This is a genomic window from Ruegeria sp. L11 (assembly GCF_056531755.1).
The window spans coordinates 249,176-268,203 of the sequence record NZ_JBQFMI010000001.1; the positions used below are offsets into that span (position 1 = coordinate 249,176).

At 59.7% G+C, this 19,028-nt stretch carries 22 protein-coding genes; 20 read left to right on the top strand and 2 right to left on the bottom strand.

Translation table 11 applies throughout. The features are described 5' to 3' along the window. Positions 1 to 195 precede the first annotated feature (195 nt). Together ACR0CE_RS01190 and ACR0CE_RS01195 are read left to right on the top strand one after the other, a co-directional pair. A complete protein-coding gene (locus tag ACR0CE_RS01190) occupies positions 196 to 642 on the top strand; it encodes a hypothetical protein (protein WP_480830560.1) in 447 nt (148 codons plus the stop codon). Between the two features lie 125 nt (positions 643 to 767). Further along, positions 768 to 1,340 carry a YceI family protein gene (locus ACR0CE_RS01195; RefSeq protein WP_209503563.1) on the top strand — a complete coding sequence of 191 codons (573 nt, stop codon included), beginning with the start codon at positions 768 to 770 and terminating at the stop codon, positions 1,338 to 1,340. Between the two features lie 57 nt (positions 1,341 to 1,397). Here ACR0CE_RS01195 and ACR0CE_RS01200 read toward each other — a convergent pair whose 3' ends face one another. Then, the gene (locus ACR0CE_RS01200) at positions 1,398 to 2,621 is read right to left on the bottom strand and encodes a cytochrome b/b6 domain-containing protein (protein ID WP_480545403.1); all 1,224 of its coding nucleotides are present in this window, start codon (positions 2,619 to 2,621) and stop codon (positions 1,398 to 1,400) included. Between the two features lie 174 nt (positions 2,622 to 2,795). Here ACR0CE_RS01200 and fabD point away from each other — a divergent pair, with 174 nt between their 5' ends. The 7 genes from fabD to mltG all read left to right on the top strand — a co-directional run bounded on the left by fabD (position 2,796) and on the right by mltG (position 9,103). After that, positions 2,796 to 3,734, top strand: coding sequence for an ACP S-malonyltransferase (gene fabD / locus ACR0CE_RS01205; protein WP_480830562.1), 939 nt, complete (start codon positions 2,796 to 2,798; stop codon positions 3,732 to 3,734). Between the two features lie 42 nt (positions 3,735 to 3,776). Further along, the gene (fabG, locus tag ACR0CE_RS01210; RefSeq protein WP_480485277.1) at positions 3,777 to 4,514 is read left to right on the top strand and encodes a 3-oxoacyl-[acyl-carrier-protein] reductase; all 738 of its coding nucleotides are present in this window, start codon (positions 3,777 to 3,779) and stop codon (positions 4,512 to 4,514) included. A 207-nt stretch (positions 4,515 to 4,721) separates the two neighbouring features. Continuing rightward, a complete protein-coding gene (locus ACR0CE_RS01215) occupies positions 4,722 to 4,955 on the top strand; it encodes an acyl carrier protein (protein WP_050602116.1) in 234 nt (77 codons plus the stop codon). A 138-nt stretch (positions 4,956 to 5,093) separates the two neighbouring features. Next, complete coding sequence (locus tag ACR0CE_RS01220; protein WP_267364575.1) at positions 5,094 to 5,633, top strand: GNAT family N-acetyltransferase; 540 nt, start codon at positions 5,094 to 5,096, stop codon at positions 5,631 to 5,633. Between the two features lie 123 nt (positions 5,634 to 5,756). Then, complete coding sequence (locus ACR0CE_RS01225; RefSeq protein ID WP_480830565.1) at positions 5,757 to 6,500, top strand: 1-(5-phosphoribosyl)-5-[(5-phosphoribosylamino)methylideneamino]imidazole-4-carboxamide isomerase; 744 nt, start codon at positions 5,757 to 5,759, stop codon at positions 6,498 to 6,500. Between the two features lie 179 nt (positions 6,501 to 6,679). After that, entirely contained in the window at positions 6,680 to 7,945 is a 1,266-nt protein-coding gene (gene fabF / locus ACR0CE_RS01230) for a beta-ketoacyl-ACP synthase II (RefSeq protein WP_480485279.1), read from the top strand. Further along, the gene (gene mltG, locus ACR0CE_RS01235; protein WP_480504731.1) at positions 7,946 to 9,103 is read left to right on the top strand and encodes an endolytic transglycosylase MltG; all 1,158 of its coding nucleotides are present in this window, start codon (positions 7,946 to 7,948) and stop codon (positions 9,101 to 9,103) included. A 90-nt stretch (positions 9,104 to 9,193) separates the two neighbouring features. Here mltG and ACR0CE_RS01240 read toward each other — a convergent pair whose 3' ends face one another. Next, a complete protein-coding gene (locus ACR0CE_RS01240; protein WP_480565243.1) occupies positions 9,194 to 10,459 on the bottom strand; it encodes a DEAD/DEAH box helicase in 1,266 nt (421 codons plus the stop codon). A 701-nt stretch (positions 10,460 to 11,160) separates the two neighbouring features. On the opposite strand from ACR0CE_RS01240, the gene ACR0CE_RS01245 reads away from it, so the two are divergent. The 11 genes from ACR0CE_RS01245 (at position 11,161) to ACR0CE_RS01295 (ending at position 19,028) form a co-directional block, all read left to right on the top strand. Beyond that, a complete protein-coding gene (locus tag ACR0CE_RS01245) occupies positions 11,161 to 11,505 on the top strand; it encodes a hypothetical protein (protein WP_480830567.1) in 345 nt (114 codons plus the stop codon). After that, complete coding sequence (locus ACR0CE_RS01250; protein WP_480830568.1) at positions 11,483 to 12,784, top strand: DNA-packaging protein; 1,302 nt, start codon at positions 11,483 to 11,485, stop codon at positions 12,782 to 12,784. Before ACR0CE_RS01245 ends, ACR0CE_RS01250 begins: the two co-directional genes overlap by 23 nt. Positions 12,785 to 12,947: 163 nt before the next feature. Then, entirely contained in the window at positions 12,948 to 13,814 is an 867-nt protein-coding gene (locus ACR0CE_RS01255; protein WP_480504735.1) for a hypothetical protein, read from the top strand. A 103-nt stretch (positions 13,815 to 13,917) separates the two neighbouring features. Continuing rightward, on the top strand, positions 13,918 to 15,081 hold the full coding sequence (locus tag ACR0CE_RS01260) for a phage portal protein (RefSeq protein ID WP_267365008.1): 1,164 nt from the start codon (positions 13,918 to 13,920) through the stop codon (positions 15,079 to 15,081). After that, positions 15,074 to 15,292, top strand: a complete 219-nt coding sequence (locus ACR0CE_RS01265) for a GTA head formation protein, RCAP_rcc01685 family (protein ID WP_480480401.1) — start codon at positions 15,074 to 15,076, stop codon at positions 15,290 to 15,292. Before ACR0CE_RS01260 ends, ACR0CE_RS01265 begins: the two co-directional genes overlap by 8 nt. 26 nt (positions 15,293 to 15,318) lie before the next feature. Beyond that, entirely contained in the window at positions 15,319 to 15,864 is a 546-nt protein-coding gene (locus ACR0CE_RS01270) for an HK97 family phage prohead protease (RefSeq protein ID WP_480830571.1), read from the top strand. A 35-nt stretch (positions 15,865 to 15,899) separates the two neighbouring features. After that, positions 15,900 to 17,078: a phage major capsid protein gene (locus tag ACR0CE_RS01275; RefSeq protein WP_480485291.1), complete on the top strand. Its 1,179-nt coding sequence runs from the start codon at positions 15,900 to 15,902 to the stop codon at positions 17,076 to 17,078. Between the two features lie 171 nt (positions 17,079 to 17,249). Continuing rightward, positions 17,250 to 17,849: a head-tail connector protein gene (locus tag ACR0CE_RS01280; RefSeq protein ID WP_480830573.1), complete on the top strand. Its 600-nt coding sequence runs from the start codon at positions 17,250 to 17,252 to the stop codon at positions 17,847 to 17,849. Next, positions 17,846 to 18,184 (top strand): phage head closure protein, encoded by a 339-nt coding sequence (locus tag ACR0CE_RS01285; RefSeq protein WP_480485293.1) that lies wholly within the window; start codon positions 17,846 to 17,848, stop codon positions 18,182 to 18,184. The genes ACR0CE_RS01280 and ACR0CE_RS01285 overlap by 4 nt, the downstream gene beginning before the upstream one ends. Beyond that, complete coding sequence (locus ACR0CE_RS01290) at positions 18,181 to 18,594, top strand: DUF3168 domain-containing protein (RefSeq protein WP_480553778.1); 414 nt, start codon at positions 18,181 to 18,183, stop codon at positions 18,592 to 18,594. Before ACR0CE_RS01285 ends, ACR0CE_RS01290 begins: the two co-directional genes overlap by 4 nt. 20 nt (positions 18,595 to 18,614) lie before the next feature. Next, entirely contained in the window at positions 18,615 to 19,028 is a 414-nt protein-coding gene (locus tag ACR0CE_RS01295; RefSeq protein ID WP_480504742.1) for a phage major tail protein, TP901-1 family, read from the top strand.

Genomic DNA, 19,028 nt, shown 5'->3' on the forward strand with positions numbered 1-19,028 from the left:
ACGCCGCCCAAATTCCTTTAGGCCGCCCAATTGCTGACGCTTTTCGGCTCAAAGTTGTTTTGCATACCGGACATCAACCGGATCAACAGAATTTCGAAAGTAACCTTAAAAGGGTGACGTGTTATGACCGCTACTAACACAAACGCATATCAGGAAAACGTTGCCGGCTCGCGATTTGAGAATTCAGTGCCGGTAATGATCACGTTTGCACCTAACTGGAAGGCCCGCCTGATCCTGGCGCGGATGGTCGGGGCGTTTTTGATCGTTTCTGCGTTCTCAATGTGGTTGATGCCCGGATCGGTGGTCGGCGCAGATGTTTGGCCGATCAAGATGGCGGCATCCATGCTGTTTCTGGTCGTTGGTGTCGCCTTGCTGACGATCGAGGTTCTTGACCCGCGCCCTGACGCCTATTTCGACCCGATCCGCCGAGAAGTCCGGGTGTTGCAAAAGAACGAAAACGGACGCCCTCAGACTGTCCTGCGCCGCAGCTATGACTCGCTGGGTGGGGCGCGTTTTGAAGAGAATGAGGTTCACCTGTTTGACGTGGACGGAAGTCTTTTGATGAAGCTGCCGCTTGAATCGGCGGATGTCAGCCGGGCGCTGAAAGGGCAGCTCAGCAAAAGCGTAACAATTTTCGGTTGATTTTTATTCTGTTCAAAAAAGAACAGAAGTTGTGAATCAAAAAAGGTTGTGTGCCGCCCTTGGGCGGCACATTTTGTATTCAAGCAGTCCTGACGGACTGCATTCACAAAACCGCGGAGATTGATATGAAATCCACCCTTCTTGCTGCTGCATTGGCCGTATCAGCGACAACGGCATTCGCCAGCGCCGAGAAATACGTGTTGGATCCCAGCCACAGCCAAGTCATTTTCAGCTATGACCACCTTGGGTTTTCAACCACGACTGGCATGTTTTCCGGCTTTGAAGGCGAGATCATGTTCGACCAGGAAAACCCCGCCGCTTCGAGCGTGAGTGTGTCGATGCCCGTTTTGGAGATGTTTACCGGCTGGAAACCCCGTGAAGATCACTTCATGACCGAGGATTTCTTTGGCGCGGCCGAAGGAGATTTGATCACCTTTACTTCGACAGGAATCGAGGTGACTGGTGAAAACACCGCGAACATCACCGGCGATCTGACGATGAACGGTGTGACCAAATCGGTTGTTCTGGACGCAAAGCTCAACAAGGCTGACACCCACCCGATGGCAAACAAGCCCTGGGCTGGTTTCAACGCGACAACAACGCTTGTCCGTAGCGAATTCGACCTGGGTCAGTTTGCACCGTTTGTCAGCGACGAAGTGCAAATCCAGATTTCGGTCGAGGCACAAAAAGCCGAGTAATCACAGAATCACGAACAGAAAAACGCCGGTGATCAAATCACCGGCGTTTTTTTTGCCTTACTGACCGCGTGCCGCTGTGAGTTCTACGGATACTGCGACGGTAAAGCCCAGCGAGTCTTCGGTAGGCTGCGATGTGCCTACATCAAACTCCAGCCGGTTAAGCTCGATTGTGCCCGCCATGGTGGCTGTGTCGCCCTGAAGATCCAGCGAGAAGGGCAAAACGACATCGATCGACTTGTCGCGAATTGTAAGCGGACCGCGCGCCTCGTAACCATTTTCGGTTTTATAAAGGTCGGCTTTGAACTGAGCAGTCGGGAACCGGGCGTTGTCGAAGAAATCCGGTCCCATGGCCTGATCGGTTACGGTTCCAAGACTAAGCGAGCTGATGGCTATCGTGACATCGACAGACCCTGCCGGGCCCGGCTCTGTGGGTTCGTCAAAAGTAATTGCGGCCGTCCAGTCCGAAAACGAACCTGTGACGGGGCTATTCAGTTGCGAAATCGTAATCGACAGCGTGCCGTTCTGAACCTGCCATTCGGATTGAACCTCGGTCAGTTGGACATCCGGTGCTTCACCTACGTTAGGGGTAAGCTTACCCGTTGCCCAGCCTCCGGTGACGACGACACCCCAGACCACCAATGCGGCGACGGCTGGAATCAGTGAATGGGTTTGATGTGGTGGTTCCGGCACATCAGACAGGCCCGGTAACATCCGGCGCAATGTGCCGTCCTTGTCGATGACGTGATGTTTCAGCGCACCTGCAACGTGTAGGACAAGGGAAACAACCAGAACCCACATGAAAAGCCAATGCAGAACTCCTGTAACCTCGGCCACGGCGGTGGATTTCGGTACAAAAGGCAGATTTTGGCCGAAGGGCCAAAGGATTGGGGCAAAGCCTTCGGTCGCGGCGTGGTGAATCCAGCCGGTCAGCGGCACAAGGACCAGCGAACCGTAAAGCAGCCAGTGGACGGTTTCAGCGGCAAAGGCTTCGGGCTTGTTGTCAGCATTCAGAAGGCCGGGCTTGGTTTGCGTGAACGCCCAAAGAATGCGGGCCAATGCCACGAAGAACACGGTAACCCCCACGGTTTTATGCAATGAGAACACGCGCGCCGCACGGGCAATTTCCAACTCGGTAGGGGCCGTTGCCGAGTGCAGTACCGCATGCGCCAGATTATCTGCGACCCAGCCGAGGGGCAAAGCCGTGAAGATCAGCAACGCGGTCAGCCAATGAAACGTCTTTGCGATGCTGCCGTAGCTTGAAAAGGAATTGGTCGATTGCATTTGTCGCGCGCTCCGGGATTCTTGGGTGTGCCCAAGGTAAAGCCGGATGAAACAGACACAAGTGAGCGCGGGTGCACACAAAAGGTGCCAGAATGCAGAAAGCAGGCAATGCTTGTGCCAGACGGTCAGTCAGTTTACACCCCGCCGCAACCTGACACCATCCATGAGGTTGCAATGACACTCGCGTTCGTTTTCCCGGGGCAAGGCGCCCAGACCGTAGGTATGGGCAAAGCTCTGGCTGAGGCTTACCCGGCGGCTCAGGCCATCTTCGATGAGGTGGACGACGCGTTGGGCGAGAAGTTGAGCAGCCTGATCTGGGATGGCGATATTGCTGACCTGACACTGACCCAGAATGCCCAACCCGCGTTGATGGCAACATCGATGGCAGCCATGCGCGCTTTGGAAGCCGAAGGCGTATCAGTCAGCAAGGCGGCATTTGTGGCGGGGCATTCGCTGGGTGAATACTCGGCTCTGGCCGCGGCGGGCGCCTTGTCTGTTGCAGATACTGCGCGTCTGTTGCGCACCCGTGGTCAGGCCATGCAAAGCGCCGTACCCGTGGGCAAGGGGGCCATGGCCGCCATTCTGGGGCTGGATCTGGAGGCCGTGCGCGCCGTGGCGGAAGAAGCCGCACAGGGCGAGGTCTGTCAGGCCGCAAATGACAACGATCCCACGCAGGTCGTCGTGTCGGGTTCAAAAGCGGCTGTCGAGCGCGCTGCCGAGATCGCCAAGGAAAAAGGTGCAAAACGTGCCGTTATGTTGCCGGTAAGTGCTCCATTTCACTGTGCGCTGATGAAACCTGCTGCAGATGTAATGGCAGAAGCGCTTGCTGCCGTCGAAATTAAGGCCCCTGTCATACCTTTGGTGGCCAATGTGCGCGCTGAGGCTGTCAGCGACCCGGATCTGATCCGTCAATTGCTGGTCGAGCAGGTGACGGGTTCGGTTCGCTGGCGGGAAAGCGTGCAATATATGGCGGCACAAGGCGTGACCGAAACATGGGAAATCGGCGCTGGCAAAGCGCTGTCCGGTATGATCCGCAAGATCGATCGCGAAATCGCGGGTAAGGCTGTGGGCACACCGGAAGATGTTCAAAAGGCCATTCAGGCCGAATCGTAAGCAGAATTTGCGTTGTAGCCGACGCAGCAAGAGGGAAACCGAATGTTTGATTTAACAGGTAAGAATGCGCTGATCACCGGTGCTTCGGGCGGTATCGGAGGCGACATTGCACGTGCGTTGCATGGCGCCGGTGCAACGGTTGGATTGTCCGGTACACGCGTTGAGCCGCTGCAGGCTCTGGCCGACGAACTGGGCGAACGCGCACATGTTCTGCCTTGCAACTTAAGTGATCCGGAAGCCGTTGAAGCGTTGCCAAAGCAAGCGGCCGAGGCGATGGGATCGGTGGACATTCTTGTAAACAACGCCGGAATCACGCGCGACAATCTGTTCATGCGCATGTCTGATGAAGAATGGCAAAGCGTCATTGACGTGAACATGACCTCGACCATGAAACTGTGCAAAGGGGTGATCCGGGGCATGATGAAGGCGCGCTGGGGCCGGATCGTCAATGTCTCGTCCGTGGTGGCCGCAATCGGTAATCCGGGGCAGGCGAACTATGCCGCGTCGAAGGCCGGTATGATCGGGTTTTCCAAAGCTTTGGCTCACGAAGTTGCGACGCGCGGAATTACTGTGAATGCCGTGGCACCTGGATTTATCACGACGGCAATGACCGAGAAACTGACCGAGGAACAGAAAAAGGGTCTGTTGCTCAAGGTTCCGGCCGGGCGCATGGGCGATCCGGAGGAAATTGCAGCTGCGGTTCTGTATCTTTCCAGCCCCGAAGCGGGCTATGTTACCGGAAGCACCTTGCATGTGAATGGCGGTATGGCCATGTTGTGAGCGCGACAGGGGCGAGTGCGAAAGCGTTTGCCTCTTGCGTCGACTATGCTATAGGCGGCGCATCTATGCGGGGCCGGTCGTTCAGGTCGGCCTTCTATTTCCCGGTTCGCCGGGACCGAAACCGCCCAAAACGGGCAAACCAAAGCCAACCCGTGCGGGCAAGGGCAGAATCGGGCGGACCGCCCTGTAAAGGAATGAGGAATAGACATGAGCGACGTCGCAGATCGCGTTAAGAAGATCGTTGTTGAGCACCTGGGTGTTGAAGAAGATAAAGTCGTGGAAAACGCGTCCTTCATCGACGATCTGGGCGCAGACAGCCTGGACACTGTTGAGCTGGTCATGGCCTTCGAAGAAGAGTTCGGCATCGAGATCCCCGATGACGCAGCCGAGACCATCCAGACCTTTGGCGACGCCGTCAAGTTCATCAGCGAAGCGTCCTAAGCGTTTCTTTCTGATTAAAATCGGCGCTTCCGGGCAACGGGGGCGCCGTTTTTTTATGCCCGGCCGAATTTCGGGCTTGCGTGGCTATTGTGGCCTGCGCACTGTTTCCACTGAGGCAAAACTCAAAGTGGACAGGGCATGATAAGATCCACTCCGATGATAAATACCGCGCGTTTGACGCTGTGCGCTATGCGCCCAGAGGACTTTGACCGGTTCGCGGAAATCTGGCGTAACCCTTGCGTCGTGCGGCATATCGGCGGTTCTCCCCGATCGCGTGGCGAAGCGTGGGATTCTTTCCTGCGTAATGCGGGGCATTGGCAGATGGCCGGTTTTGGTCAGTGGGGCGTAATGCAGCAATCGAATCGCAAGCTGATCGGGCAAGCCGGATTCTTCTATAGCAACCGATGCATGGGCGACGATTTCGACGGCTTCCCCGAGGCAGGGTGGGTTCTGGTCCCCGAAGCACAGGGGCAGGGATTGGGATACGAGGCCGCCAAGGCTGCGCATGACTGGTTTGACCGGGTGATTCCCGGACCGTTGGTCGCGATGATAAACGCGTCCAACACGTCTTCGCAGAAACTCGCCAAGAAGCTTGGCTATGTTTTGATGCGGGAAGGGGTGTATAATGAAACCCCGGTGCATTTGTTACGACGCAACGGACCGCCAGCCCGCGCATAGATTCGCCACTTAATCAGTATGCCGCAAAATGGCCAAACTGTGCCGATCCCGGAGATTTCGGGCGGGCTTTCTGGATGTATGCTGCCGGGGATTTTCAGAGCGATTGAGCGGAGGACCAAGCTCATGAGGATTTACCCCACGATGGAACTGCAGAACGGCCGGTGTGTCTCGCTGGACAAGGGTCGTCTGGAAGAATCGATGATCTGGCACGTGAATCCGGTAGAAACCGCACGGAGCTGGGCAGAGGCGGGTGCCGAATGGATGCACCTGACGGATTTCGACGCGATCGAGGGCAAGGATACCAACGCGCAGCTGGTCGAAGATATCATTCGCAAGGCCGAGATTCCGGTGCAGTTGGCGGGTGGCATGCGCTCGCGCGAGCAGATTGAGCGCTGGATCGACAAGGGCGCGGGTCGCATCGTGGTTGGTACGCTTGCTGCGCGTGAACCGAACCTGGTCAAGGATCTGGCCAAGCTGCACCCGGATCAGATCGTGCTGTCGGTTGATGTCTGGCAAGGCTTTGTCATGACTGACGGTTGGCGCAGCCAAAGTGCGTTCACGCCCGAAGCCTTTATTGACGCGTTCGGTGATGCGCCTTTTGCCGCCATCGTGGTGACGGATATCGACAGTGACATGGAAGATGTCGAGGCACAGCTTGGTCTGATCTCGCGACTGGCAAACCATTCGCGTACCCCGGTGATTGCCAGCGGCGTCGTGCGCACAGCAGACGATATCTCGCGGCTTGCATACATCCCCAATATCTCGGGCGCGATTGTCGGGCGTGCGCTGTTTCGCAAGACACTGGACCTGACCGAAGCACTTGATACTGCCAAATCGGCGCACGAGCCGGTCGCGCAGTTTCAGTAAGCAACTCCGCCCTTTCGGCTGAACGCGCGAAAGGGCGGTTTTGACAAGCGCCGAATTTCCGGTTTCCTTGGGCATTCGGCGGCAGAACGCCGGGGCGGAAAGAACCGTTGCTCTTGCCCCCGCACCCCGGGCCGGGGTATGAGCGGTTCTCATAACAGGAAGCAGGCAAGAGGCACTTCATGCGCAGAGTCGTTGTAACCGGTCTTGGATTGGTCACTCCTTTGGCCAGCGGGGTCGAGGAAACCTGGTCGCGGCTGCTGGACGGAGAGTCCGGCGCAGGCCCAATCACGCATTTCGATGCAGAGGCAAGCGGGGTCACAACGACCTACGCCTGCGAGGTGCCGCGCGGCGACGGAACCAACGGGACCTTCAATCCCGATGACTGGATGCCGCTGAAAGAGCAGCGCAAGATCGAAGACTTTATTCTGTATTCCATCGCAGCCGCCGAAATGGCCTGTAATGATGCAGGCTGGTTGCCGGAAGACGAAGAATCGCGCCTGCGTACTGGTGTTCTGATCGGCTCGGGCATTGGTGGTCTGGGATCGATTGCCAATACCGCGAACCTGATCCGCGACAAGGGTCCGCGTCGGGTATCTCCGTTCTTCATTCCGGGCGCACTGATCAACCTGGCCTCGGGTCAGGTATCAATCCGCCACGGGTTCAAAGGGCCGAACCACTCGGTCGTGACGGCATGTTCAACCGGGGCGCACGCAATCGGCGACGCCAGCCGCATCATCCGGGCGGGTGACGCGGATGTCATGGTGGCAGGTGGCGGCGAGGGCTGCATCTGCGAGATCGGTATCGCCGGGTTCAACGCATGCAAGGCGCTGTCGACCAAATACGCAGATAATCCCAAGGCTGCCAGCCGACCCTATGACGTGGACCGTGACGGTTTTGTTATGGGCGAGGGCGCTGGCATCGTGGTTCTGGAAGATTACGAGCACGCCAAGGCGCGCGGTGCCAAGATATACGCCGAAGTTCTGGGCTATGGTATGTCGGGCGACGCCTATCACATCACCGCCCCGTCCGAGGATGGCGACGGGGCCGAACGTTCCATGAGGGCGGCGTTGCGCAGCGCCGGGCTGGAGCCAAAAGACCTGGATTACATCAACGCGCATGGCACCTCGACCATGGCGGACACGATCGAACTGGGCGCGGTTGAGCGCCTGTTGGGCGAGCATGCCGGGAATGCGACGATGAGCTCGACCAAGTCGGCAACCGGTCACTTGCTGGGTGCTGCGGGTGCGATTGAGGCGATATTCTCAATCCTGGCGATCCGCGATCAGGTTGCACCGCCAACAATCAACCTGGACAACCCGGCAGTTGAAACCCCGATTGATCTTGCCCCCAACGCCAAACGCGAGCGTGAGATTAACGTGGCGCTGTCGAATTCGTTCGGGTTCGGTGGAACCAATGCCAGCGTGATTTTCGGAAAGGTCAGTTAAATGTGGCGGGCCATCGCTTCGAATGCGCTGACCATCCTGGTGGTCGGCCTGTTTCTGGTGGGCGGTCTGATCCTGTGGGGACAGTCGCAGTACAAGGCCGAAGGCCCGCTTGAAACTGCGATTTGCCTTCAGGTCAAAAGCGGTTCGAACATGACACGTGTCAGTCGCGATCTGGAAGATCAGGGTGCCATTCGCAGTTCAATTCTGTTTCGGATGGCCGCTGACTATACCGATCAGGCGCAGCGGTTGAAAGCGGGCAGCTTTTTGGTGCGCGAAGGTGCGTCTATGGCGCAGATCATCGAAGAGATCACCAGCAGCGGCGCCAGTACTTGTGGGTCGGAAATCGAATACCGTATCGGTGTGACACGCACCCAAACCCGCGTGCGTGAATTGAACCCGGCAACATTGGATTTTGTCGAGATTGCTTCATTTGATGCGGCAGAGGAAGAAACGCCTGATGCCTATACCGAGAAGCGCAACGAAGCTGACACGCGCTATCGCGTGTCGCTGGCCGAAGGTGTGACCTCGTGGCAGGTGGTTGAAGCTCTGAAATCATTCGAAGCGCTGTCAGGTGAAGTGACCGAGATCCCGGCTGAGGGCATGTTGGCCCCGGACAGTTACGATGTTGTGGCCGGACAGGATCGCAATGCGATTTTGCAGGCCATGCAGGACAAGCAACAACTGCGGATCAACGCGGTTTGGGAAAGCCGCCAAGGCGGGTTGCCACTGGACACTCCGGAAGAGATGCTGATCCTTGCGTCTATCATCGAAAAGGAAACCGGTGTTCCGGAGGAACGTGGCCAGGTCGCCAGTGTGTTCGTGAACCGCCTCAAACAGGGGATGCGGCTGCAAACCGATCCGACCGTCATCTATGGCGTGACAAAGGGGCAGGGCACATTAGGTCGCGGGTTGCGGCGCAGCGAACTGAACCGTCCGACACCGTGGAACACCTATCAGATTGATGGGCTGCCCCCCACGCCGATTGCAAATCCGGGTCTGGCGAGCCTTGAAGCTGCGGTTGCGCCGGATGACACCAACTATGTATTCTTCGTCGCCGACGGCTCGGGCGGTCATGCGTTTGCAGAAACCCTGCAGGAGCATAATCGCAACGTTGCCAAATGGCGCGAAATTGAGGAACAGCAAAGCTCGGGGAATTAAGCCCGGCGGAATGCTGGTTTTGCTAACAAAAAACGCCGACGCCGGTATGAAAACTGGCGTCGGCGTTTTCTTTGGCAGCCTGTTCAGTCCTTAGGCGGCTGAACGTCTTTTGTTGGGACGGCGCCGTCTGCTGCTGGAAGGTTTCCCATCACCGTTGGCCGGTTTGGGTTTAAACCCGCGACGGCGGTTGTTTTGACGACGTGCAGGTTGCTGAACCTCGACCCCTTCCGGCATGGTGCCGCTTGTGACAGGGATTTCAATTTTCATCAGCTTCTGGATCTGACGCAGCAGGTCGACTTCTTCCGGTGCACAGAACGCGATCGCTTCCCCTTCGCGCCCGGCACGGGCGGTGCGCCCGATACGGTGGACGTAATTGTCGGGTACGTCGGGCAGGTCGAAGTTGATGACATAGGCGACACCGGGGATGTCGATGCCACGCGCGGCAACGTCGGTGGCCACCAGTATGTTCACCTCTCCAGCGCGGAAGGCATTGATGGCCCGGTCACGCTGGCCCTGGCTTTTGTTCCCGTGAATGGATGCTGCGTTGAAGCCATCGGCGACCAGCCCTTTCATCAGCCGCTCGGCACCGTGTTTTGTGCGGGTGAAGACCAGCGTCAGTGCATCCGCGTCCTGAGACAGGATATGGCGAAGTTTAGAGGGTTTTTCGGCTTTTGGAACAAAATGAAGGGACTGAGTGATCTTGTCCGCCGCCTTGCCCGGGGGTGAAACCTGCACCCGCTGTGGATTGTTCAGATAGGCACGGCTGAGCTCCTCCATCTGTTTCGGCATTGTGGCCGAGAACAGCATGGTCTGGCGGGGTGTTCCCAGTGCAGGCGCAATGCGACGCAGAGCGTGAATGAAGCCCAGGTCAAGCATCTGATCTGCTTCGTCCAATACCAGATGGCGCACCGAGCCAAGATCAACAGCGCCGCGTTCCATCAAGTCAATCAGGCGGCCCGGTGTGGCGACCAGAATATCGGTGCCGCGGGCAAGGAACATCACTTGTTTGTTGATCGACTGGCCACCAACAACTGTTGCGACCCGCAGCTTTGTTCCTTTGGTGAGGGTGCGCAAACTGTCGGCGATCTGGTTCACCAACTCGCGTGTAGGGGCGAGGATCAGCGATTTGGCCGTTTTGGGATCGGGCTTGCCGGGCTGCGCCAGCAGGTGGTCGATCAGGGGCAGGCCAAAGGCCAGTGTCTTGCCGGTGCCGGTTTGGGCCAGCCCGAGGATGTCATGCCCGTTCAGGGCCAGCGGAATGGCCTGGTTCTGAATCGGGGTGGGTTGTGTGAAATTGGCGCGTTTCAACGCGTCGTTCAGTGTCGGCGCGAGGCCGAGCATATCGAAGTCGAACAAAAAATTATCCTTTACGGCCCGCAGGTTAAACCCCACGAGCAGGTGGTGACTGGCCACGTTCATGTGACCGGCAGGGTTGAGCGAGACCTCGGGATGCGCGAGCGAATCCAGCGCCATCCGGCCATCGCGTAAAGAACCCTGCGTGAAGGGGAACTGGGAGTTATGTGTTGGCGCTGTGGGGCCTGAAGCCCGACGATGCTCACGCGGTGGCGCCGTGATGAGGGGCACATGAGGGTTTCGGGAGGGAATGTCAAGGACTGGTTTTGCCGCGGGCAGGTTGCGCGCAGGACCCTGCGGCGCCGAAATCGGGTGATGCGGGCGATTTTGAGCGCGATTTCGGAAAATGTCAGTTTTGTACACGCGTCCGCGCGGGGGTTGTGCAATTTGTACACGCTGAAAGCGGCACGGGGGTAACCCTGTATTAATCCCTCTGGTCGGTGAGGCCGTCAGGAGTTGGATTGCCGAAGGGCCGGGCGGCGTTTAGGCCGAGGGTTACCACAGCCGGAAATTCACTTTCCGTTAACCCGCACCGTACGATCCCTGTTGCGCACCTGTTGCGTAAACCCTTGACTTTGCGCGCTTTATCCCGTATAGGTTGCGTCATGCTAGAAGAAGTGGGCGAACGGCCTCGGGGTGACCCGGTGGCCGTTTTTTCGTTTCTCTCGTGCGGAGAACACTCACGCATGAGGTCACAGGCAAACATGACTTTGATTACCCCGGAAGAGCGGATTTCCCAGACGGCTGAACTGTTGCAGTCCCTGGAAAGGTCCATTCGCGATCTGCGGCAAGCGGCAGAAGACCTGCGCAAACAGATCGGTGCCGGGGAGGATGCAGATCTTGCTGGTTCAGCCAAGCAACTCGGTCAGCTGGAGGGGCTGATCCGAAGTTGCCAGAAAGTGGAGACAAGCTTTGTCGAACAACATTTCAGACAAGCCGGAATTGCCCAAGGAGGGTACGCGCTCGACCTTGAGCGGGCCCGATTTGAGATCGGGTGCAGGCTGGCTCGCCTCCGCCAATGCTGCGGTGCGGGAGAGATTTCTGAGTGAGATCGGGGAGGGGGGGCTGTGTGCCCTCCCTTTCCTGTTTGAATTCTGGGCGCTGCCGCATCAATTGCCGCCCGAGGGCGACTGGCGGTCCTGGGTGATCATGGGCGGGCGCGGTGCGGGCAAGACGCGCGCCGGGGCCGAGTGGGTAAGGTCGATGGTCGAGGGGCCGAAACCGCTGGACAAGGGCGAGGCGTGCCGCGTGGCGCTGGTGGGTGAAACATTCGATCAGGTGCGCGACGTGATGATCTTTGGCGACAGCGGGATATTGCAATGCTCGCCCCCGGATCGTCGGCCCACGTGGAAGGCATCCGAACGCAAGCTGATCTGGCCCAACGGGGCCGAGGCGCAGGCGTTTTCAGCGCATGATCCCGAAGGGCTACGCGGGCCGCAGTTTGATGCGGCCTGGGTGGATGAGCTGGCCAAGTGGAAGAAAGCGGGCGAGACCTGGGACATGCTGCAATTTGCGCTGCGTTTGGGCGAGAGGCCCCGGGTCTGCGTGACCACGACACCGCGCAATGTGAAGGTTTTGAAGGATTTGCTGGCGTCGCCCTCCACCGTGCAGACCCATGCGCCAACCGAGGCGAACCGGGCCAATCTGGCGGCGTCGTTTCTGGAAGAAGTGCGCGCGCGCTATGCGGGTACACGGCTGGGGCGGCAGGAGCTGGACGGAGTGCTGCTGTCGGATGCGGAAGGCGCGCTGTGGACGGGTTCGATGCTTGAGGCGGCGCGGTGCGCAAAGGTGCCCGAATTGGATCGCATCGTGGTGGCGCTGGACCCGGCGGTGACATCCGGGTCAGGCGCGGATGCCTGCGGGATCGTGGTGGTTGGCGCGCAAGTGCAAGGCCCGCCCGAGGCGTGGCGCGCCTATGTGCTGGCTGACCGGACGGTGCAGGGCGTTGGCCCGGCAGGCTGGGCGCAGGCGGCGATTGACGCGATGGATGAGTTCGGGGCCGAACGGCTGGTGGCCGAGGTCAATCAGGGCGGGCAACTGGTGGAAGAGGTCGTGCGACAAGTGGATCCTCTGGTCCCTTATCGTGCGGTGCGGGCCTCCCGCGGCAAGGTGGCGCGAGCCGAGCCGGTCGCGGCTTTGTACGAGCAGGGGCGGGTGGCCCATGTGGCCGGGCTGGACGCGCTGGAGGAGCAGATGTGCCAGATGACCGCGCGCGGGTTTGAAGGGCAGGGCTCGCCCGACCGGGTCGACGCGCTGGTCTGGGCGCTGCATGAGTTAGTTGTGGGGCCTGCGGGGGTGTTTAGAAGGCCGAGGGTGCGGGCGTTGTGAATTGAATAGCAAATACCGCTAGAAGTCTGAGTAAGGAATTCCAGAATGGATATTTGAGACAGGCAGATGCATCTTGAATTCAAAGGGTATTTGTCATTTGTTTCCAATAAATTCGCCCACACTCTTTAGCTTGACCTTGGTCGCAGTCGCAATGTGTGCTGCTATGGCAGTTCGATTTAGGTCATTTTGGCGACTGCTCTTCACTGCGTTGCTCGCCGCGCTGCCATTGCTGTTTATCAGACAAATGCCTTCAGGCACGCAGTATGATGGGCTTGGCTATGTAATCGTTGTCGTAGCGTCGTTGCTTGCTGCCGGGGCTGGTGCCGGTTGGGGTGCAATTTTGCGTTTGCTCGGAGTGCCAGCAGTGGTTTCAGCAATTGTTGTTTGTGGATTAGCAGCACTGGTCGCAGGAAGTATGTTGTGGGGGCAGTACGTGCCAAACTCCTGCGACGGTAAACCTCTGCTGGTAAACGTTGCAGGTCAAAAACTAAGTATACCCTCGGAAATGCGCCCACTCGTATGGCCCGAAGAGAAGCAAAAATACTGGGCCAACCCAGAGAGAAAAAGAGAGCACTCCTACCTGTGTGGGATCAGCGAGAATGCTTCTCGAGTAATTTCTGTGAATGAGATCAAGATCAACCCTGTAGCCGTACACAAATCCTTGTCTGCTGTTTGTATGGCGTCTGATCCGCCGTCTTGGTGCAGCAATTACTCTAACCACTTCATGCCGTTGTTGGTGGAGTTCAGTGTTTCTTCCCCGGCAGACCCTGGGAAACCTGCATACTACTGGAATTGGGACTCACCTGATGTTTTTAGGCAAGGTGACGTGCGGGAGGGTTTTAGTTGTCTTTGGGATGCTGAAACAAAATTAGTGAGGGAATGTTCGATTTGGCAACCTTTCGGAACAGGTTTTCGATTGACGGTCGAAACTACAAATCGTCCTGGTGATTTCGAAAGTCTGTCCATTGACGAAGTGCGTGAAGGTATGATTGCAGCACGTAGTTCACTTCTTTCCTCAATTCAGAACTGACCCGTTGCCCCCCCCCCGTACGCCCCATTCCCAAGGCTTAAACGTCTTTCCGTCATAACTCCTTTCAACAAGCCGGGCAGAGCGGCGGCAGAAAGGAGCACAGATGGTATTCGATTTCTTGCGTCGTGGATCGGCTGGGAGCGCGCCCGAGGCGAAGGCGAGCGCGACCGGGCCTGTGGTGGCGTGGCAGACCGGCGGGCGCGTGGCGTGGAGCCCGCGGGACACGGTGTCTCTGACGCGGACGGGATTTTCGGGCAATCCGGTGGGGTTTCGGTCGGTCAAACTGATTGCTGAATCGGCGGCGGCTCTGCCCTTGATATTGCAGGGTCAGGGGCAGCGTTTCGATGCGCACCCGATTCTGGCCCTGTTGCGACGCCCGAATGCGGCGCAGGGGCGGGCAGAGATGCTGGAGGCCCTGTTCGGGCAGCTGCTGCTGTCGGGCAATGCTTATGTCGAGGCGGTGCAGGCCGAGGACGGGCTGCCGGTTGAACTGCATGTTCTGCGCTCGGACCGGATGAGCGTGGTGCCGGGGGCGGATGGGTGGCCCAAGGCCTATGATTACAGTGTCGGTGGCAAGACGCACCGGTTCGCGGCCGAGGCCATCTGTCATATCAAGACGTTCCACCCGCAGGATGATCATTATGGGTTCTCGCCGATGCAGGCGGCGGCGACGGCGATTGATGTGCATAACAGCGCCTCGCGGTGGTCGAAATCGCTGCTGGACAATGCCGCGCGGCCCTCGGGGGCGCTGGTGTGGAAGGGCGGTGATGGGCACGGAATGATGGCCGAGGAGCAGTTCCGCCGCTTGTCCGACGAGATCGAGCAGAACTATCGCGGGGCGCGCAATGCGGGTCGGCCGATGGTTCTGGAGGGGGGGCTGGATTGGAAGCCGATGGGCTTTTCCCCCTCGGACATGGAGTTTCAGAAGACCAAGGAAGCCGCCGCCCGCGAGATCGCGCTGGCCTTTGGGGTCCCGCCGATGCTGCTGGGCATACAGGGCGACGCGACCTATTCAAACTATCAGGAGGCCAACCGGGCGTTTTACCGCCTTACCGTGCTGCCCCTGGTGACGCGGGTGGCGGCGGCGGTGTCGGAGTGGCTGACGGGCTTTACCGGCGAGGACCTGATCCTGAAGCCCGATCTGGATCAGGTAACGGCCCTGTCTGCCGAGAGGGATGCGCAATGGGCGCGGGTCAACCGGGCGGAATTCCTGAGCGATGTGGAAAAACGCAGGTTGCTGGGTCTGCCGGAGCGTGCCGATGGCTGAGGGGTATCCGCCGTTCGACTGCGCGCCGGGGCTACGTCTGGCCGCGCATGAGCGGGTGGCCGAGATCCAGCACGCGCATCTGTGCAGGCGGCTGGATCAGATCGAAGAGATGATGGAGCGGCTGGAGAAACGGCTGTGGCTGACAGTCTATGGTGTGGCCGCAGTGATACTGGCGCAGGCGTTTCAGTCATTCCTGGTGGTAACGCCATAAGTTCAGTGGGTTACATGGAGAAGTTCATGGATTTGGAGCATAAGTTCGCAGGGTTTGGTGACATCCTGTCAGTGACCGAGGATGCGGTGATCGAAGGCTATGCCAGCCTGTTCGGGCAAGTCGATCAGGGCAGTGACATGGTGCAGCGCGGGGCCTATCGCGCCTCGCTTGAGGGGCTCGCCAAGGCGGGTCAGCGGGTCAAGATGCTGTGGCAGCACGACCCGGCGCAACCCATAGGTGTCTGGGACGAGGTGCGCGAGGACGACAAGGGCTTGTGGGTCAAGGGTCGCCTGCTGGAAAGCACCCAGAAAGGCCGGGAAGCGGCCGAGCTGATCCGGGCGGGTGCGATGGATGGCCTGTCGATCGGCTATCGCACCAAACGGGCCGTGAAGAATGACAAGGGCCACCGGGTCCTGACCGAACTGGAGCTGTGGGAGGTGTCGCTTGTGACCTTCCCGATGCTGCCCAGTGCGCGGGTGGCGGCAAAGGGGAGCGACCCCGATGCCGAGAACACCTGGCGCAGTATTGCCGAGGTGTTCAACGACGCCCGGCAGGAGCTGGCGCGGACCTAGCGCGCCTCAAACCCACCCAAAAACAGGACATGCTGATGAGCAAGACCGAGATCCCGGCCTTGACCGGAGAGGGTGCGCCCCTGGTTCAGGAGGTGAAGCAGGCGATGGCTGGCTTCGTGAATGAATTCAAGGGCCTGAAGGCTGAAGTTAAAACCAAATTGCAACAGACAGAAGAGCGACTGACCATGCTGGATCGTAAATCAACCATCGCGGCGCGCCCGCATCTTGCGGCCTCGACCCTGGACGGTGCCCCGCACCAGAAGGCGTTCGACGCCTATGTACGCTCGGGCGAGGATGATGGGCTGCGCGGGCTGGAAATGGAGAGCAAATCGCTGTCCACCGCCGTCAACAGCGATGGTGGGTATCTGGTCGACCCGCAGACCGCCGAGACAATCAAGTCGGTTCTGAACGCAACCGCGTCAATCCGTTCGATTGCGTCGGTGGTGAATGTCGAGGCGAATTCGTTCGATGTGCTGATCGACCATACCGATGTCGGTGCAGGCTGGGCAGATGAGAATTCGTCCACTTCCGAAACCGGAACCCCGTCGATTGACCGCATCTCGATCCCGCTGCACGAGTTGAGCGCGCTGCCCAAAGCCTCGCAGCGCTTGCTGGATGACAGCGCGTTCGATGTCGAGGGCTGGTTGGCCGGTCGGATCGCCGACAAGTTTGCCCGTGCCGAGGCGGCGGCCTTTATCACGGGTGACGGTGTGGACAAACCCAAGGGTCTGATGATCCACCGGGCGGTATCCGATGACACCTGGTCCTGGGGCAGCCTGGGGTACGTTGCCACCGGCATCGATGGCGGTGTCGATGCGGATGCGATTGTCGATGTGGTTTATGCGCTGGGCGCGCAATACCGGGTCAATGGCACATTCGTCATGAACTCGAAAACGGCGGGTGTGATCCGCAAGCTGAAGGACAGTGATGGCCGTTTCCTGTGGTCGGACGGTCTGGCCGCTGGTGAGCCCGCGCGCCTGATGGGCTATCCGGTACTGATTGCCGAGGACATGCCGGATGCGGCCTCGGACAGCTTCTCGATCGCGTTTGGCGACTTCAAATCCGGTTACACCATCGCCGAGCGCCCCGATCTGCGCGTGCTGCGTGATCCGTTCAGCGCCAAGCCGCATGTCCTGTTCTATGCGACCAAGCGTGTGGGCGGCGATGTGAGCGACTTTGCAGCCATCAAGCTGGTGAAATTCGGCATCGCCTAAGCGGTGACGAATCCGGGGGGCCATCGGCCCCTCGGGCGGCGGGCGCGGGCCGGGGTGAGATCCCCCGCGTTGTCTAGCTGCTCCCCTCCGTCCGAGCAACGTGGGGCGGCGCGTGCCCGTCATTTTCCTGACTGAGGCCCCCGGTGGGGTCCGAGATTGCGGAGTGAATGGATGATGTTGATCGAAGAAACCGCCATCGCGGATGCGGCGCTGCCGGTGGATCAGTTCAAGGCGCATCTGCGGCTGGGCAGGGGCTTTGCCGAGGATGACGTTCAGAACGAGGTGCTGAAGGGGTTCCTGCGGGCGGCCATGGCCGCGATCGAGGCGCGCACTGGCAAGGTTCTGATCGAGCGCGACTTTTCATGGAGCCTGAGCGGTTGGCGCGATCCGTCGGGCGAGGTTTTGCCGGTTGCTCCGGTGACATCGGTGCTGGCCGTGACGCTGACCGATGCGGCAGGTTCTGAAACCGTTGCGGATGCGGCGGTGTATCGGCTGGAACGCGATGGCCAGCGCCCGCGGTTGCGTCCGGTCGGGTCGGCCCTGCCTGCGATTGCCACGGGGGGCGCGGTGAAGATCGCCTTCACGGCCGGGATGGCCACGGACTGGGCCGGTTTGCCTGCCGATCTGGGCCAGGCGGTTCTGCTGCTGGCGGCGCATTATTACGAATACCGGGACGAGACCGCGCTGGGTGCGGGGTGTATGCCGTTTGGCGTCACCAGCCTGATCCAGCGCTATCGGATGGTGCGCTTTGGTGCGGGGGTGGTGCAATGAACACCCCGCGTCTGAACCGCAAGCTGGTGCTTGAGGCCCCGATGCGCAGCGCTGACGGGTCCGGGGGATATACCGAGGCTTGGGCCGCGCTGGGAACGCTGTGGGCCGAGGTCACGGCGCGCAGTGGTGCGGAACGGCAGATCGCTGGCGTTTCCGTCTCGCGCGTGGGGTATCGCATCGTGGTGCGGGGCGCCCCCGAAGGGTCGACCATGCGCCCGGCGCCGGATCAGCGGTTTCGCGAAGGCAATCGCCGTTTCGTCATCCGCGCCGTGGCTGAGCGCGACGCGCGCGGTCAGTACCTGACCTGTTTCGCGGATGAAGAGGTGGCGGCATGAGCTATGGCGTATCAGCCGCCCTGCAGGCGGCGGTGTTTCAGCACCTGACCGCGGATGCGGATGTCAGCGGCCAGTCCGGCGGCGCGATCTATGACGCGGTGCCCACGGGAACGGTTCCGCAGACCTATGTGACATTGGGCCCGGAAGAGGTCCGCGACGCCTCGGACCGGTCGGGCGCGGGTGCGATCCATCGCTTTACGGTTTCGGTGGTGTCCGAAGCCGCCGGGTTTGGCGCGGCAAAGGCGTTGGCCGGGGCGGTGTGTGACGCGCTGGACAATGCGCCGCTGGTTCTGAGCCGCGGGCATCTGGTCGGGCTGTGGTTCGAGCGCGCCTCGGCCCGGCGAACCGGGACAGGCGGCAGCATCCGCCAGATCGACCTGAGATTCCGCGCCCGCGTGGAAGACGACTAAGCAATCAACGGAGAGAGCACATGGCTGCCCAGAACGGAAAAGACCTTTTGGTCAAAGTGGATATGAACGGCACGGGCCTGTTCCAGACCATTGCGGGCCTGCGGGCCACGCGGATCAGTTTCAACGCCGAAAGCGTGGATGTCACCAGCCTGGAAAGCCAGGGGGGCTGGCGCGAGCTGTTGTCGGGGGCGGGGGTTAAATCGGCCTCGATCTCGGGCTCGGGCGTGTTCAAGGATGCTGGTACGGACGAACGCGCGCGGCAGCTGTTCTTTGACGGCGAGACCCCGGCGTTTCAGGTGATCATCCCCGATTTCGGCATTGTCGAGGGGGCGTTTCAGGTGACGGGCCTCGAATATGCAGGCTCGCACAACGGTGAGGCGACCTATGAGATGAGCATGGCAAGCGCCGGTGCGCTGAGCTTTACGGCGCTGTAA